Source organism: Paenibacillus sp. MER 99-2 (assembly GCF_023714095.1).
Taxonomy (GTDB): domain Bacteria; phylum Bacillota; class Bacilli; order Paenibacillales; family Paenibacillaceae; genus Paenibacillus.
Window position 1 is genome coordinate 1,657,464 of sequence record NZ_JAMAUZ010000001.1, and the last position, 15,854, is coordinate 1,673,317.

16 protein-coding genes and 1 pseudogene are annotated in these 15,854 nt (G+C 42.0%); 16 read left to right on the top strand and 1 reads right to left on the bottom strand.

Going from position 1 to position 15,854, the window contains the following annotated elements:
- Positions 1-17: 17 nt before the first annotated feature.
- From M3636_RS07435 to M3636_RS07490, 13 genes and pseudogenes are all read left to right on the top strand, one after another.
- Entirely contained in the window at positions 18-1,157 is a 1,140-nt protein-coding gene (locus M3636_RS07435; protein ID WP_251381849.1) for a pentapeptide repeat-containing protein, read from the top strand.
- 11 nt (positions 1,158-1,168) lie between these two features.
- A complete protein-coding gene (locus tag M3636_RS07440; RefSeq protein WP_251381851.1) occupies positions 1,169-1,711 on the top strand; it encodes a hypothetical protein in 543 nt (180 codons plus the stop codon).
- Positions 1,683-2,384: a PAAR-like protein gene (locus M3636_RS07445; protein ID WP_251381853.1), complete on the top strand. Its 702-nt coding sequence runs from the start codon at positions 1,683-1,685 to the stop codon at positions 2,382-2,384. Before M3636_RS07440 ends, M3636_RS07445 begins: the two co-directional genes overlap by 29 nt.
- A 22-nt stretch (positions 2,385-2,406) precedes the next feature.
- On the top strand, positions 2,407-5,685 hold the full coding sequence (locus M3636_RS07450) for a phage late control D family protein (RefSeq protein ID WP_251381854.1): 3,279 nt from the start codon (positions 2,407-2,409) through the stop codon (positions 5,683-5,685).
- A gap of 15 nt (positions 5,686-5,700) precedes the next feature.
- A complete protein-coding gene (locus M3636_RS07455; protein ID WP_251381856.1) occupies positions 5,701-6,183 on the top strand; it encodes a hypothetical protein in 483 nt (160 codons plus the stop codon).
- 82 nt (positions 6,184-6,265) lie between these two features.
- A complete protein-coding gene (locus tag M3636_RS07460) occupies positions 6,266-6,643 on the top strand; it encodes an Imm3 family immunity protein (protein WP_251381858.1) in 378 nt (125 codons plus the stop codon).
- Positions 6,625-6,945: an Imm3 family immunity protein gene (locus M3636_RS07465; protein WP_251381860.1), complete on the top strand. Its 321-nt coding sequence runs from the start codon at positions 6,625-6,627 to the stop codon at positions 6,943-6,945. Before M3636_RS07460 ends, M3636_RS07465 begins: the two co-directional genes overlap by 19 nt.
- Before the next feature lie 559 nt (positions 6,946-7,504).
- Positions 7,505-7,741, top strand: coding sequence for a hypothetical protein (locus M3636_RS07470; RefSeq protein WP_251381862.1), 237 nt, complete (start codon positions 7,505-7,507; stop codon positions 7,739-7,741).
- Positions 7,738-7,983, top strand: a complete 246-nt coding sequence (locus M3636_RS07475; protein ID WP_251381863.1) for a hypothetical protein — start codon at positions 7,738-7,740, stop codon at positions 7,981-7,983. Before M3636_RS07470 ends, M3636_RS07475 begins: the two co-directional genes overlap by 4 nt.
- Before the next feature lie 65 nt (positions 7,984-8,048).
- Positions 8,049-8,204: pseudogene (locus tag M3636_RS29720) on the top strand (deaminase domain-containing protein); the annotation flags it as partial.
- A complete protein-coding gene (locus M3636_RS07480) occupies positions 8,201-8,881 on the top strand; it encodes an Imm3 family immunity protein (protein WP_251381865.1) in 681 nt (226 codons plus the stop codon). The pseudogene M3636_RS29720 and the gene M3636_RS07480, both read left to right, overlap by 4 nt.
- A 790-nt stretch (positions 8,882-9,671) precedes the next feature.
- Positions 9,672-10,187 carry a hypothetical protein gene (locus tag M3636_RS07485; protein ID WP_251381866.1) on the top strand — a complete coding sequence of 172 codons (516 nt, stop codon included), beginning with the start codon at positions 9,672-9,674 and terminating at the stop codon, positions 10,185-10,187.
- Positions 10,188-10,441: 254 nt separating this feature from the next.
- Entirely contained in the window at positions 10,442-10,813 is a 372-nt protein-coding gene (locus tag M3636_RS07490) for a DUF7674 family protein (protein WP_251381868.1), read from the top strand.
- A gap of 131 nt (positions 10,814-10,944) precedes the next feature.
- Here M3636_RS07490 and M3636_RS07495 read toward each other — a convergent pair whose 3' ends face one another.
- Positions 10,945-12,219, bottom strand: coding sequence for a stalk domain-containing protein (locus tag M3636_RS07495; protein ID WP_251381870.1), 1,275 nt, complete (start codon positions 12,217-12,219; stop codon positions 10,945-10,947).
- Between the two features lie 286 nt (positions 12,220-12,505).
- On the opposite strand from M3636_RS07495, the gene M3636_RS07500 reads away from it, so the two are divergent.
- From M3636_RS07500 to M3636_RS07510, 3 genes are all read left to right on the top strand, one after another.
- Positions 12,506-13,666 carry a type III polyketide synthase gene (locus tag M3636_RS07500; RefSeq protein ID WP_251381872.1) on the top strand — a complete coding sequence of 387 codons (1,161 nt, stop codon included), beginning with the start codon at positions 12,506-12,508 and terminating at the stop codon, positions 13,664-13,666.
- Positions 13,653-14,384: a methyltransferase domain-containing protein gene (locus M3636_RS07505; protein ID WP_251381874.1), complete on the top strand. Its 732-nt coding sequence runs from the start codon at positions 13,653-13,655 to the stop codon at positions 14,382-14,384. Before M3636_RS07500 ends, M3636_RS07505 begins: the two co-directional genes overlap by 14 nt.
- Positions 14,385-14,542: 158 nt before the next feature.
- On the top strand, positions 14,543-15,697 hold the full coding sequence (locus M3636_RS07510) for an NAD(P)/FAD-dependent oxidoreductase (protein WP_251381876.1): 1,155 nt from the start codon (positions 14,543-14,545) through the stop codon (positions 15,695-15,697).
- Positions 15,698-15,854 lie beyond the last annotated feature (157 nt).

The window sequence follows — 15,854 nt, forward strand, 5'->3', positions numbered from 1 at the left end:
ATGCGGAGGATGGACCCATGCATCAGATGGAACTATGGCAGCAGTTTCTGGAACAAGAGGCATTGCCGCTGCGAAACGCCCAAGTACATAAGCTTCATGAATTTTATATTGCGAATAGATCAGAGATCGTGCAAGGGTTCGTTCCGTTATTTGGGACGCTGTGTGAACAAATTTTGCTGCAGCAAGAGCACGGGGAGCTTCAGTCGTGCAGCACCATACACGTATCGTTGATGCGGACAAGGCTCATTCAAGGCGATCCTGCCTACATGCTGCACGCAAGTGATAGACGTCAAGAAAGTGAAGTGCCTGTCAGTGGATTTTTATATGATGCGAGCTGGATCTACAGCTTTATGGATCAATGGATTGAGGAATGCGAGGATGGTCGCAGACGGTATATGAATCGGATTGATCAGGCCGCATTAGAGTCATGGCAAGCAGGTCAGCTCTATCCTTTTCACATTTATATGGTTCTTGCTGTTCGTCATGCGATGGATACGATCCGTACGATGGATTCATTTGAAGCAATCAGAAAAGAGGTACACTTCGAAGTTCGTGTGGGAGAGTATCAGGATCACGAAGTAACGGAATCGGTTTATCGTTTCAACGGATTACAGAGAAGCTCTATTGCGTGCAAAGGTTGGCTGGAAAGCAGGCTACCGAATGAATATATCTATGAACATATCGCTGATGTTAATCTCTGTAACGGAAATTATGCAGAACTAGATTTCAATCATGCGAGATTCGAGGAAGTGGATTTGAGTGGAAGCAGCTTTGAAGGCGCAAGCCTACTAGGCACACGATTTGAACGTTGTCAATGTACACAGTCCAACTACGGTCAAACACTACTTCTTGATACAGACTTTCGAGATTGTAACCTCACAGGTGCCAACTTCGATGGCGCATGGAGTGAACGGGATACATTCATTGAGACGCATGGACTGATCTATGGTATTCATGGACTTCGGTTTCAGGGAGCGAATCTAAGCCATGCCACATTTAGGTACGCTAGGATTGCTGGTGATTTTACGGGCGCAGAACTAGAGCAGGTGAATTTTACAGGAGCAGATCTCTCAGGTAGCCGGATGCTTGCACAGGATCGGTTCCGGGTTGAACTGACCTCTGAGCAACGAGCTTCCGTAGAATGGGTTGAGGCTTAGGAGGCTAGCGTATGGATTACTATATCATCGAATATGACCGCCGTCTCCCGCAGCAAGGGGCTATTCAATGGCCGGAACGGATGCTTCGGGGGTATGAACAGACAGCAGATGAAGAAATGGTGTATGTAAAACAAGGTGAAGTGTTTACATCCCCATGTATCGTGAACCACTATCCTATACAACTGTATGTGGAAGAGCTATCTTGCATCATGCTCAAAATGGAATCAGATCTTCATCACAAACGCATTGTTGTCATGAATCTGGAGCAGCAGAACCAGACGTTCTATGAATGGATCGAGTTACCTCAAGTGAGCTGGATGGCACCCGAGGCAGTTCAGGTTCAAGCCGGACAAGTGAACGGTATAGATCTTGGACATCAAGGGTTGAGCGAAAGCTCCATATGGTGCGTCCCGTATTACCGCTCATATCTGACGATCGTAGGAGTTGAAGTAGCCGAGAAGTTATTAAAAGCAGGAATATACGGGTTAATCGTGAGACCGATTCAGATAACAGGAGGAGAACTAGATGGGGATTATAGATACGGTACTAGATAAAGTTACGCTAGGTGAGTTGCTAAGCTCACCTTGGAGAAGTGAGGATACCTATGTAACCGCAGGTGCTTATATGTATTGTACCTTAGGAACACATGAGGATGTGCTTAACAAGCTGGAGCCTAATGGTGTGTATATCAATGGGAGTCCAATGCTAACAGTGGACGACTGCGTGACGTCCACATCGGAGCCAAGAGTTATGCACGGCGTGCCTTGTACCAAGATGGGAGAAAACATTGATGGGAATCTGTATTCGTTCGGATACTGTAGAAGTGAGCTGCATCCCATGAAGACAGCGGAAAAGCTAATTGGAGATTACGCTGCCCTTCCACATATCATTGATCCAGATCCATTAGAACCAACATTCGGTAAGGCTGTATTTCCATGTGCGCCAGGTTTGATGCCTACAGCTTCAGCATCTGCACCAGCACAAGCCCCGTTTACCGCTCAAGCTACAGCCCAACTTAGCGCTTTGGTCTCACTACCCATGTCTAATTCATTATTGGATGCATTGACTGGAGCAACGACAAAGTGGACAAATGGGAGTTCCAATGTATCTATTCAAGGGGTACCCGCGTTAACGAGCAAATCTTGCTTGTATTGCAAATGCGGTGGGAAAATCAGCTTACTTACCAATGGCATGGATCCAGCTCCCCCTCAATTTTCAGCCAGATAGTTTCTAAAGGGGGAGATGAGATATGGAGGTAACTTATCAAGGAGATGGCTATGAGTTAACATGGCCATATAACATCAAGGAGCTGCGTAGTTTTCGAATTGAGAGAGCCTTTAACACGCATGCCAAATGTGTATTTATAGCTCGCATGAGCGAAGAGGAAGCAGAGCAATGCTTGATACATAGCAGCTTTGAGGATAGTTTAATTATACAAAAGATTAAGGATGCAAGACCGGAAAGCTGGTTTGCTGGGGGGATTATCAAGGTAGACATCCAGATGGAGGATGGCATCCCGCTTGTAGAGGTGCATGCTCTCTCGCGTAGCTACGTGATGGATATGACACCCCAGAGCCGTTCATATCAGAACAAACGTCTAACGTATACTGATGCTGTGCGCCAGTTGGCTGGAAAGTACCATGGAGGAGATGCCCAGAACATGGCGACCAGTGATCAGGCATCGATCGGAGCCTTGCTTGTGCAATATGAGGAGACGGACTGGCAATTCATGAAGCGACTCGCAGCCCGTGTGGGTACCGTCATCTTGCCGGATGTTACGATGGATGCCCCTCGTATATTCTTCGGAGTCCCGGACCTATCGTGGGGGCAGGAGATCAAGGCTATTCGTTACACGGCAATGAAAGATCGAGCACAATATGAGCAACTGAAGGCACATGCGGAAGGTGATGATGCGAAGAAGGTAACTGAGTCTGACTTTGTCCGTTACCGTGTGACAAGTGAACAATTCTGCCAAGTAGGCGATGATGTCTCTTTCAAAGAGCAGATCTGGGTCGTGTCCGAATCCGTCATTAGCTATAACGCTGGCAGAGTTAGATATGAATACTTGTTCGTCCAAAGACGAAGCCTACGACGCAAATCCCGACGGAATGAGCAACTTCAGGGTAGATCACTGGAAGGGCGTGTCGTGAAACGAGCGAATAACATGGTGAAAGTGCATCTGGACATCGACGACCAACATGATGAGCAAGGCAACTGGTGGTTTCCGTACTCAGGGGAAGGCAACAACATCTTTCACTGCTTGCCAGATGAAGGTGCGCGCATCAAGGTATATTTCCCCAGTGGGACAGAGAAACAGTCTATGGCTATTAATTCTGTTCGCGGTGGTAGCGAGGATATGAAAAGCCGGACTGTATTCCATAAGCCAGCAACCAAAGTGTTCGAGATGCCAGGCGAAGCGCGTATGCAGCTTGGCGACGATGGCGTATTGTTCAAGAAAGGAAGCGTCAGTCTGCATCTGGATGCGGGAAACATCAGCCTGAACGCGACGGAAGATCTGTTCGTGGTGGCGAGTAGTCAGATTGAGGCGGGTTCAGGTAGCGACAAGGGTATGCTGGAATCATTCAAAATTCAAGCAGAGCAGCAGATTGTTTTGCAGACGAATGTGGATCAATATGTCGTCCTTAGTGGCAACCGGGTGGGCATTCAGAGTAAAAAGGTGGATTTCCAGAAGATCGAAGTTGATTTTGCGGAAATGCTGACCGATGAAGAACTGGAAGAGCTGTATCTGGATATGTTGGCAGATGGCGAAATCATGAAGCAGGAAATAGATCTGTCGATGAATTTGAAGACGGCAGTACAGTTAACCGATGCACAGCGCGCTGATATTCGCAGTCAGGTTGCACAGACAGCTCAGAGTGATCCTGGACTAGCGAATCAGGCGAAGGACTGGATGAGCAGTAAAACGCCGGATGAACAGAAAACGGTTTATCAGAAGAAGTATGTGAATCAACCTGCCGCTGAACCCGAAAAGAAAAGCAAAGAGCAAAAACAAGTGGAACTGGCGCAGCAGCAACAGGAATACAAGGAGATGAATCAGAACCGTACGAAGATTTACAATTGGCAGCAGCAATCGAAGGAGATTCGGGCAACAGGAGAACGGGCAGGGAAAACGGAAGCCCAAATCCAAGCGATGCTACCCGCACCTCCGGTACTAAGTGGACAGCGCTCTTCTGGGCAAGGATCTTCAAGTGGGAAAAAGAGTCTGGGAGAGCAGTTCATGGAATCCACCGGTCTTGGAGATGCCTTTAAATCTATCCGTCCATGGCTCGATCAGATGGAGCTGGAGCATGTAATACCGCAAAAACCGGATTATTTGAGCAAACAAACACAAAAAACGGTATACTTATCCAGGTATACGTTCCAAGTGTTGATAGTAGATCCCCAGATGATGATTGCCCAATTCAATATTATTTTTGGCGTTGTGGCCATCATATCTGCGATCCCATCAGGCGGGCTCTCTCTGTATGTCCTGGCTGCTGCAGATGCAGCTATAGGTGCAACGATGATTGTCGTGAATGTCCAGAAACTGAATGACCTGAAGAACGGAAACGCGTACACCAATCCTAAGTTTCTTGGAATGGATCAGAAGATGCTGGATGATCTCGGTGTCGCTCTGATGTTCGTCAATCTGGCGATCTTGGCCAAACATGGGCTCAATAAAGCCGCGGATAAGCTGATTAATAGTAAAAACATGTCGGCATTAGATAGTAACTGGACGGCGTGGAAACAGCAAGCGAAGACGAACTTGAATAAAACAGCGGGTAACATCACGGATTATGCTTCCGATACGCTGAATCGCCTATCCAATCCCAAACTTGCGATGGATAGCCCATCTCCAGGATCAATCAGCAAGCCTACCAAACCTTTGCCTCAAAATAGCCGACAGCAGAACTTCTGGAAAGAGACGGAGGCAGGTAAAGGAGATTTAGCGAGGAAACTGGATGGGGGAGCGGGAAACTCTCAAGGAATAAATTATCTAACTGATCCAGTAGAGATGAAGCTATATATTATACCTCCTATAGATGGATTTGATGCATTTTTGGAAAGGAAGTATATTGAAATAAGGAAAATAGGTTTAGAAGATGTGTCGGTAGTTGCAAAGAATACTGGTTTATCAGAACAAGATATAATTAATATGAAAAAGCATTTATTCCTTGACAGGCATCAGTTATCGATAGATGGTGCTCCGTATAAGGAACTTTACTTTAAAGCGGATCAAGATGCTGCATATGCGTGGCAATTAGCACAAAAAAGAGAACTTACAGCTAAGGAAAAGGAATGGTTTAAACAGCTGGCATATCATGAATTGAAAGAAAAAGAGTTAATGGATAGCGGAATTCCATTAATGGATCGATCTACTTGGAACGGTAACACCTTCAATAAAGATCCTGAAAAAAATGCACATGATAAAGCAAATTTAACAGATCCTAATCCTCGAAGTTTCCCAGACTATGATTCTTATAAAGATTGGGATACTTATTCAGATGATTCTATTCATAATTATTAACTTGAGGTGAAAGAAATGCGTTTAGAAGCAGCTGTCTCGAAAATAAACAATATCAATTGGGGAAATATAGGTAATTTCACTCAGGAAAGTTACTTTGGTTTTGAGTATTTGAGAAGATTATCTCAGTTTTATAAGAATAAACAACTAAAAGCTAAATCACCGGCTTTTTCTAATTTACCTCGTTTTTTAGGAGATATTGAGTGGGATATGGATATTTCCACATATTTCAGTGCGGATATACTAAGGATTTTTGAGGATAATCAAAGTATAAGAAATATAGTCTTATGGTACTTACAGCTTGCGAGATATTCAGACAAGTGTCCTGAAGCGAGTCAGTATTTAAGCGTGTATGAACCTTTAATAAATTTATTAGAATGTGGTGGCGAGTTCTTCATGAATAATGCTGGGCTAGAGATCAAGAATGAAGGATACTATCCCTTCAACAACTGGTTTGAAAGATTTGTTGATGCTGAACCACGCGACATAAACCATCTATAATACTGGAAAGATACAACGTAATATGAGATATTTGCCCGTATTGTGGTTCTTTTAACTTTGCCTCAAGGAGGTGTAGATACGTATGAAACAAAATTCCGAGGCTTTATTTGGTGCTTTTTATGAAACATATTTTGATTTTAAATGTCAAAAGATGAGTGGTGCTGAGGCTCTTGCGAGGACATATTATGCATATTTAGGTGTACAGAATAGGGGAGAGATGGACAAGGCTGTAGTTCATATTGCCGAAGGACGAATCTCATTATCACATTCGAAAATATTTTATAAAGCAAAGGAGAGAATAATTGAAGTAATAAATTCATTAGACTTAGAAAAACTTCAAAATGAAACACCTCCAGATGACTACAGAGACATATTAGAGAGGAGAGATATAGTACTTGATGAAATAGTTAATATAGAAATTGATTATGAGCCTATTAGAAGATGTATTACTATGAAATAGAGAAAGAAGTCAAAAGTTTCTTTGGTCAAATGAGAAATTCCACAGAAAATGTAAACTTACTAATAGAAGAAGTATTCGATCGTTTTGAGCGTGAATGTAAAAATACAAAAAGTGAAGATATTGTTGTAAAAACTACGCTTTTAGAACTACTAAGCAAGCATGGTATGAATACAAACGAATCGTTAGTAATAATCAGATCTGAGTTGGAAAAATTCAATATTAATGATGTTGGTCAACAGCTATCAGAAGATGAAAAATTAGACTTATCTACTAGAATTAAAGAAGTATTAAACAAAGTATAGAAGATAAAAGTTAATTATTGCTGAAGTAAGTAATCACGAGAGGTAATTGAAAGTCACTTAATAATTTTATTCTAAAGCTATCTTGCCTTAAGATTAAAATATTCAAAACATGCAGTTAATACCGATGTCTATTAGCGACATTCCTAGTCCTAAATTATTTTTATGTGCGATTGAGATGTTGGACGAAAATAATAAAGTTATTCTCAATTTTAGAGTTGCTTTGAAAAAGCAATTAAAACCTTAATGGTTTATAGACAAATCTGAATTTTTATTAAAATCAATTCTTTAATTTCATATTCTGTAACTTCTATTCATTGTATTGTACAGGTCGAGTATGGTCAGATATGACCATGCTCGACCTGTTTTTTTGTTCTGTTTTCATGATATCACGAGCGAATACATTGTTGAATCTAGATAGAACTCAAGTACCTCATCAACATAAAATTAGATTATTTCATCTAGTAAACGAAAAAGAACTTATACTTATCCATGATACGTTCCAAGTATCGATTGTAGATCCCCAGATGATGATTGTCCAATTAATATTATTGTTGATGTTTTGGCCTTCATAACAGCTATTATCCCATCAGGCGGGCTCTCTCTGTATGTCCTAGCTGCTGCAGATGCAGCTATAGGTGCAACGATGATTGTCGTGAATGTCCAGAAACTGAATGACCTGAAGAACGGAAACGCGTATACCAATCCTACGTTTCTTGGAATGGATCAGAAGATGCTGGATGATCTCGGTGTCGCTCTGATGTTCATCAATCTGGCAATCTTGGCCAAACATGGTTGAATAAAGCCGCGGATAAACTGATCAATAGCAAGAACATGTCGGCACTAGATAGTAACTGGACGGCGTGGAAACAGCAAGCGAAGACGAACTTGAATAAAACAGCGGGTAACATCACGGATTATGCTTCTGATACGCTGAATCGTGCGAAGAATCGCCTTCCCGGTTCAAAGCTCGCCATGGATGGCTCACCTCATGTATCGTTCAGTAAACCTACCAAGCCTTTACCTCAAAATAGCCGATAGCAGAACTTCTGGAAAGAGACGGAGGCAGGGAAAGGTGATTGGATTAATTACCTGACCCTTCAAAGGCTAGTGGAAAAATAAAATTATATACGTGTGCAAGCTGTAGTAGAGTTATTGAGAGGTTTCATAAAGATTATCCAAATATTGATATTGAAGTAATTGATAACGGCGATGAATTAGTAATTCCAAAGAAAGAATCCTTAAAGGGGACCAAAATATGAAACGAAATTATGAGGCATTATTCGGTGCATTTTATGAAAGATATTTTGATTTCAAGAGTCAGGGAATAAGCAATGCTGAAGCACTCGTCTGTACATCTGAGGCATACTTCGGTGTACAAAAAAGAGGCGAAATGGAGAAAGCGGTAGTTGTCATTGCAGAAGGAAGGATTTATTTAACACATTCTAAAATTTTTATAAATTCAAAAGAGAGGATAGTTAATCTGCTGAAGGGCTTAGATTTAGAAAAGTTACAACTTGAAACAACCTCTGATGAGTACCAAGACATATTAGAACGAAGAGATATGGTGCTTGATGGGATAGAAAGTATTCCTGTTGATCATAGTCCGTTTGCAAGATGGTATTACAATGAAATGGAAAAGGAAGTAAAGAACTACTTTATAGAAATTTTTGTTAACACGAACGATGCAAGTGAGATAATTGAGAAAATAGAGGAAAGGTTTGAGCGTGAATGTAGGAGTACGTGGAGCGAGAATATTGTTGTTAAAACAACACTCGCCGAACTGCTCATTAGACATAGCAATAAACCAGAGAATGAATTTTTGAGTTTGAAAATAGAATTAGAGCGGTTTGATATGAACGAAATAGGTCAACTATTAACAGAATCCGAGAAGTTTGATCTTTCTATCCGGATTAAGGAAGTGTTAAGTAAAATTTAGAGGAGTTTAAGAACAAAAATTTGGTTCTTAAGAAGAACTTCTCAATTTTATGATTTTTTAAATCAAGAACCCAGAACAAGCTTGGCAATTTTTAGCGCTGCAGATATGTATGGCATAAAAATACCAATTGATATTTATGCTTACTGCAGAAATGAGTGCGGTGGAGTCAGAAGATATTAGTGATGCTACTTTGGATTACTAGATAATGATTGGTTTGAGACAACTTTACAGTTAACGTCACAATTCAAGCTAACCAACAGGTATGGTTTCATTTTATCCACCGCTAATACTATAAAACGCAAGTTTCGGCTATTAAAATATCTCACCCTCTGCCGAATGAACCTGATATTTAATTATTTTGGTTGTATGCGCATCAATCCTTTAGTATCAAAACCTCAATAAGGTTATTCCGTTGCACTGGTTAGGTCGATCATGGTCAGATACCACCATAATTGATCTGTTTTTCGCGATCTTTTCTCAATATCTTTCGAACCGTATAATCTCCCTATGAACTTAAGATATTGGACATAAAGGTAATATACTAAATACCTGTGTCATTCTATGAAATTGCTACCGTTTTAAGAAACTAAAAGTTTTAGAAAACTAGCCGATAATGAGTTAACAAAAAATATGCTAATGCAAGAAGGAATACCTCTTCGTAAAATTGAGTCAATTAAGAATAGTAAACCATTAGATGGAGAACCTTCTGGTGTCCATGATTTAACATATCCTCAACCAGGTGACTTTTGAGGGGGATAAGAGAAAGTTTTAGATAGTATGGAGGGAAAAGATGAATAAGGTATTCGAAGAAGCTAAAGGTATTATTCAAAATATTGATTGGAGCCATATTGAGTTTAAAAGACCATCATATATTGTGTTATTATCTGAGCACCTGAGAAGGAGCTCATTATTTTATGATTATCTTCACAAAGATTCGATGAGAACAATAGTATTTAATCCCATGGAATTAATCGATATGCAATTACCTGAAAAAGTATTAGAAAAATGTATGGAATCACTCCAAAATGTAGAAGGTATTTTTGTCAGAGAAGTGTGTAAACATTATTTAGAATGGGCTTATTTAATAGGGGAGGGTGTACCAATTGCTGTTCAGTTCAAGGAGCTATACTTACCCATAATAAAGCTATTTGAAAGAGGGGGCAGAATACAATATGATAAGGGACTGTTGATTATTGGGGGATTAACTTGTTCGCGATTTGTATCTTCGGAGTCTAGTTTGTTTGAACCAGAGGATATTAGTGAGAGTTATCTAGATGTGATTGATAAAGATGTTTTTAATAGGTGATTATTGTAAAAAAATCATATAATTATCTTTCAATACAATCAATAAAATTCACAATACGAGCTATCCGCCGTATTGTTGTTTCTTTTTTGTACATCACAATAAGCTGAAAATAAAATTATATTAACAAAAATACACCATCCTGTGCCGAATTAACCTAAAATTCGACCCAGAAGATAAACGTTCTTTTACTCTCGTATCAACGCCCAGTAAAGCTTAAGTGTCATCCTACTATTTTAGTAAAGGAATTGGTAACTATGAATGTGAAATCAGAAGAATTCTTTAGGAAAATGATAGATTTCTTACCGTCAACAGATGCTGCATATAGAGAATCAATTGCTACATACGGTGAAGTACTTGAAACTATAATTATTGAGGATATCTTCATGCCCGAGATTATAAAACTGCTAAGCGAAGAAAGTAACATCAGTTTGTTAGAACGTATTTTTGACTATTTTGAAGAAGTATCTACTTGTGGAGATGCTCATTTGATAAATCTTTTATCAATTACGGCATTAGAGGTACTCGGTAATGATAGATCGATTCTAGCAACTGCACAGCAATACATGGGATCTGCAACGACACAACTTCAAATCGAAGCTGATAGAGCCATTGGTAGGAGCGTCTAAGGTCGATAGATGTTCTATGATATCCACGGACTCTACGTAGGGAATAATACAAAAAGAGAGCATCCCCTCGTAAACAAGAGATGCCCACCAATATTCAATATCACTATCTGTCTAAAGGTCGCTCAGGACATTTATTCTTTAACTACAGAAGCACCCACAGCATCTTCCATCTGATCGTTGTAGAGACGGAACAAACCTAGACGCCAGAAGGCTGCGCCTTTTAGATCATAACGTTTTGCGAGTCCGAGCTTATCATCAACAGAAGAAGGGGTTTCACTATTTAAGCTGATACCTAGCAACAGTTTTTCCTTCGGGGCACCTGCTTGCAGTGCTAACTCAATCGCTTGCTGCACAAGGCTGTTAGGTTCAGGTACCTGGGCAGTGGTACCCACAGGATTGAACTGATAAGCCATGATGATCAGATCATCGGCTGTGGCAGCGAGTGTTTTGTAATCATAACCCTTGTATGCACTATTTAATGGAGGTACCGCTAACGATAGGGAGGTGTCTGCTCCTAGGGAAGCTCTTAATTCTTTAACATAATTATTCAGCAACTTCTGCTGCTGCACCGGATCTAATTTGAAGCCCAATCCTTCAAAGTCAAGAACAACTCCGCCGAATCCATTCTCCGCAACCGCCGTGCTAATCCCTTCAATCGACTTCTTGCGCAAAGTGCTGTCACTTAATACTTTCGTTAACTCACCGTTACCATCTAGAGCATAAACCATGAGATAAGGTTTAATATCCTGATCTTCCGCATCTGCCACAATGGATTGGGGCGTAATGTCACCCGCTGCAGCAGGGAAATTGTACTCATCCCCCTGAAGGGTGAATTGTCCTTCGCGATCAATTCGACTCCAGCCAAACACAACGGAGTTCATGGTAGATACAAGATCTATTTCATGGAAAGCTCTCACGGCATAGAACGCTCTCAAATGCATCTCGCGCTGCGGCGAAACAAGAGATACGGTTCGTGTGGATTGGTCCCATTTTACACCAACTCCGAATTGGCTGCTGAATGAGCTTAACGGGATGAGTACACGACCTTCTCTTTGGACGGGTGCAGCAGCGAGTGTGACTTTTTTGCCATTAACCGTTGCCGTGGAACTTCCTACCTGAAGCAATACCTCGGTTGTCTGTCCTTTTACCTTGCCCACAGCTTTGACCGTCTGTGTCTTACTGTTCCACTCGATACCAACACCTAGCGATTCCCCGACTGTCCGGAACGGAACGTAGGTGACGCCTTTTTCTATACGGGGTGCTGCGTCAAACTTCAGAGCGATATTATCCAGTTTGACGGTGATTGCTGGTGCAGCCGAAATGGTTGATAGATTCGGAAGAGTGCCAAATAACGAGAAGGCAAGCACGGTTGCCGCGGTAGTTTTCATTATTTTCTTATAAAGCATGATTGATTATTACCTCCAACTCTCGCATTAATCGTAACTACATACATTAACAAAATCTAGAAATATAGTTTACCGTAGTATAGCAAAAATTCAATAGAGTTCCAATTCCATACGAGTCGATATATGGTGTAATTCATATAACTCCAGATGATTACTGATAGAAACGGAATGGAACATGAGGAGTAGGAATAAAGTAGCTTGTATAGGCTCAAGATTACGGCAGCTTGGGAATGGGTAATAGGTATTCATAAAAGGATGTATTTCTTCCAATAGAAGGGGGTTCCTCATGAATCAATCCATGAATTTGCCCAGTGCAGCAATTCTGGGAATGGGAACGGCGTTGCCCGTTCATTCTGTATCACAGACTGATATAGCAGATCTAATTTCTTCTTCTCTTCATGATCGTCCAGATCTTGCTCGTTTTGCGAAACGGGTATTTAAATCCTGCGGGGTAGATACTCGTTACACCGTTGAACCCAGTTACCTCGGCACACTTGAACATTGCCGTTACCTTCCTTCCACTGATGAAACGGATATTCCCACGACCCAAGAACGAATGAATACATACAAACAGGAAGCTCTGCCGTTAGGCATTGAAGCTGCGCAGCAAGCATTGCAGGATGCGGGCATGTCACCGGATAAGATTACACATCTGATCACGGTCAGTTGTACAGGACAGTATTCACCTGGTCTGGACGTTTTGCTGATTCCACAACTAGGATTATCGCCTCGTGTTAATCGGATGCCTCTTATTTTTCATGGATGTGCAGCTGGTTTGAAGGCAATTCAAATGGCTCGGGATATTGTGCAAGGCGCACCCGGATCACAAGTGTTAATCGTCTGTGTGGAATTGTGTACATTACATTTTCAGCCGGTGAAAGAGAGAGAGTCGTTGTTCTCGGCATCGTTATTCGGTGATGGGGCATCAGCCTGTATCGTAGGCGCACCACAGTCCCAGGAGACACACTATCTTGATCTGGGAACGGGATATTCGGTTCTTCTGCCAGACTCCACGGAGGATATGACTTGGGAAGTGGGTAACCACGGTTACGATCTGTATTTGTCCCCTCGCATCCCTAAACTGTTAGGTGTTCATCTGGAGGAAGAGCTTAGACAGTTACTTCAGAGCGAAGAGTTACCTGAGCTCTGGGCTATTCACCCCGGAGGAAGAGGCATCGTGGACGCTGTGCAGAATGTGATGAATCTGGAAGATGAACAAACGAAGTATAGTCGGGAGATTCTTAGAACGGTCGGCAATCTGTCTTCCAACACAATTCTGTTTGTGCTGAAGGCAATGCGCGCTGAGATGGCTGCCGGACAGAAACCTTCTACCGAGGGGGTTGCAATGGCATTTGGGCCAGGACTAACCGCTGAGCTTATGAAGTTCACCTATGTACCTGCGTTCTCTTCAGCCGTTAAGGAGGAGAAGGATCATGCCCTTCTTTAGAAAATTGTCCATCAGAGCACGTGAGGATGAACTAATGGATGATTTCTCAATGGGTGGTGACGATTTAAGGGAAGCACTCAAACATTTGCGGCGGCTGAACAAAATATTCGCTGCTCCTGGTCCTACCTTATCGGGTGTTGAGAAACTGTGGAAAGAGATCGGCTGTCCTGATCAGCTTCACATTATGGATGTTGGCGCCGGTTCAGGAGATGTGAATGAGAAGTTACTTCGTTGGTCTGACAAAAAAGGCGTTAAACTGAACATCACACTCATCGATATGACAGAAGAGGCGTGTGTAGAGGCAAGACGACTATTTCAAAATGAACCAAGGGTCAGTGTGAAGCGTGCAGATGTCATGGATCTGCCTGATGCTTCCGCTGACATCGTAACAGGGTCTCAATTTGTACATCATTTCGATGGTCAACAATTGATAGATATCGTCTCCCAGATGCTGCGCATCTCCAGACACGGTGTTGTTATTAATGATATCCATCGCCATCCAGTGTCATATACGGCCGTGTGGATTACAACACGCTTAATTTCACGCAATCGCTACATTCGCCATGATGGACCGCTATCTGTTGCTAAAGGATTCACAGGCAAGGATTGGCAGGAACTGAAGGAGAAGCTCAACCATCATACGATGAGTTATTCCTGGAAGCCGCTGTTTCGTTATTCTGTTGTTATTCCGAATGATGAGGTCAAGACGTTATCCTAGGCAAAAATTAAAAATGCAAAGTACACTACAAAAATTTGTCTGAAAAGTGTTCTCTTTACACCTTTTGAATGGATGCTACATGGATAATACTCTCTACATTTCAGTCTTTAATCAAATTAGAGGAAGTGGAATTCGAAGTAGGAAGGGCAGGTGTAATCGTGTCCAAACAAGTTGACGTTATTGTCATTGGAGCGGGGATTGCTGGCAGTACCTGCGCATTGCAGCTTGCGAAGCAAGGGCATGAAGTGATTTTGATGGATAGTCAAGAATTTCCCCGTCACAAAACATGTGGTGAGTTCATGTCTCCTGAGACCAAGGAGATGCTGGAATACTTGGATATCCATTTGCTAGAACAGAAGCTTCAGCCAACAATGATGGATCATGCGCAGATTATTATGCCTGACGGAGGCGAGATCGAAGCTCCTTTACCCGGCAACGCTTATGGAATTAGTCGCTATGAGCTGGATCGCATTTTGCATCATGCTGCATTGGAAGCTGGAACGACGATACTAACCAAATCAACCGTAACTAAGATTGAACAGCCGCAAGCTGGTCTTTATGAAGTGCAGTTTAAGCAAAATGGAGAGCTAGTGCAGTACCGCGCCAAAGCTGTCATTGGAGCACATGGAACCAAGAAGCCAAGGGGAGTCGTTCCTTCTGCAGAGGATCTACGAGATGAAACGGTCTATGTAGGGATAAAATCTCACTTTAGTGGTATTACAATCCCACCTAGAGTTGAGTTGTACTTCTGTGAAGGTGGATATGTTGGCATCTCTCCGATTGAAAATGGGAAAACCAATGTGGCGGCATTGTTGACACTGGAAACGGTACAAGGAAGCGGAACATCGGTGCCTGATATATTACATGCGGCATCCCGAACCAACCAAAGATTAGCAGAGCGACTCGCTGAAGGAGAAGCTGTTCCCGGTACGCAAGTATCCATAGCACCGCTGAACCTCTCTAACATACCAGAGCCGTGGTCACAATATCCTCATATTGGTGATGCAATGATGATGATTCCACCTCTAAGTGGAGATGGCATGTCCATCGCACTTCGTTCTTCATTGTTGTGCGCGCAGTACACAGACCGTTATCTCCGAGGTGAACTGGATGATAAAGCGTGGGCAAGTGAGTATATTTTGGCAGCGAATCAGGAATTCACTCAACTGCTTAAGCGGACTAGAACAATTCAAAAACTGGCCTTTGCCAAAGTTAACGTATACTATCCTAAACTTGTTCAGATGATGCCTAGCTTGGCATCCTATATTGTGCAAGCTACACGTTTACCCCATATGAATACGACGAACAGATAATAGTCATTAACATGAGGATGGCCTGAGCCAGCCTCTTTTTTCACGACATTATGCGAATCTCGCAAATTGAACACGAAAACCATAAATGATAGAATACAACTGAAGTTATAGCAAATAATTCTAATTTTTCAGACATGTGGATCATGGAGGGGAATAC

Bases quoted from the DNA above. Each gene is read 5' to 3' on its own strand.
- M3636_RS07435 (WP_251381849.1), top strand. From the start codon at position 18: ATGCATCAGATGGAACTATGGCAGCAGTTTCTGGAACAAGAGGCATTG.
- M3636_RS07440 (WP_251381851.1), top strand. From the start codon at position 1,169: ATGGATTACTATATCATCGAATATGACCGCCGTCTCCCGCAGCAAGGG.
- M3636_RS07445 (WP_251381853.1), top strand. From the start codon at position 1,683: ATGGGGATTATAGATACGGTACTAGATAAAGTTACGCTAGGTGAGTTG.
- M3636_RS07450 (WP_251381854.1), top strand. From the start codon at position 2,407: ATGGAGGTAACTTATCAAGGAGATGGCTATGAGTTAACATGGCCATAT.
- M3636_RS07455 (WP_251381856.1), top strand. From the start codon at position 5,701: ATGCGTTTAGAAGCAGCTGTCTCGAAAATAAACAATATCAATTGGGGA.
- M3636_RS07460 (WP_251381858.1), top strand. From the start codon at position 6,266: ATGAAACAAAATTCCGAGGCTTTATTTGGTGCTTTTTATGAAACATAT.
- M3636_RS07465 (WP_251381860.1), top strand. From the start codon at position 6,625: ATGTATTACTATGAAATAGAGAAAGAAGTCAAAAGTTTCTTTGGTCAA.
- M3636_RS07480 (WP_251381865.1), top strand. From the start codon at position 8,201: ATGAAACGAAATTATGAGGCATTATTCGGTGCATTTTATGAAAGATAT.
- M3636_RS07485 (WP_251381866.1), top strand. From the start codon at position 9,672: ATGAATAAGGTATTCGAAGAAGCTAAAGGTATTATTCAAAATATTGAT.
- M3636_RS07490 (WP_251381868.1), top strand. From the start codon at position 10,442: ATGAATGTGAAATCAGAAGAATTCTTTAGGAAAATGATAGATTTCTTA.
- M3636_RS07495 (WP_251381870.1), bottom strand. From the start codon at position 12,219: ATGCTTTATAAGAAAATAATGAAAACTACCGCGGCAACCGTGCTTGCC.
- M3636_RS07500 (WP_251381872.1), top strand. From the start codon at position 12,506: ATGAATCAATCCATGAATTTGCCCAGTGCAGCAATTCTGGGAATGGGA.
- M3636_RS07505 (WP_251381874.1), top strand. From the start codon at position 13,653: ATGCCCTTCTTTAGAAAATTGTCCATCAGAGCACGTGAGGATGAACTA.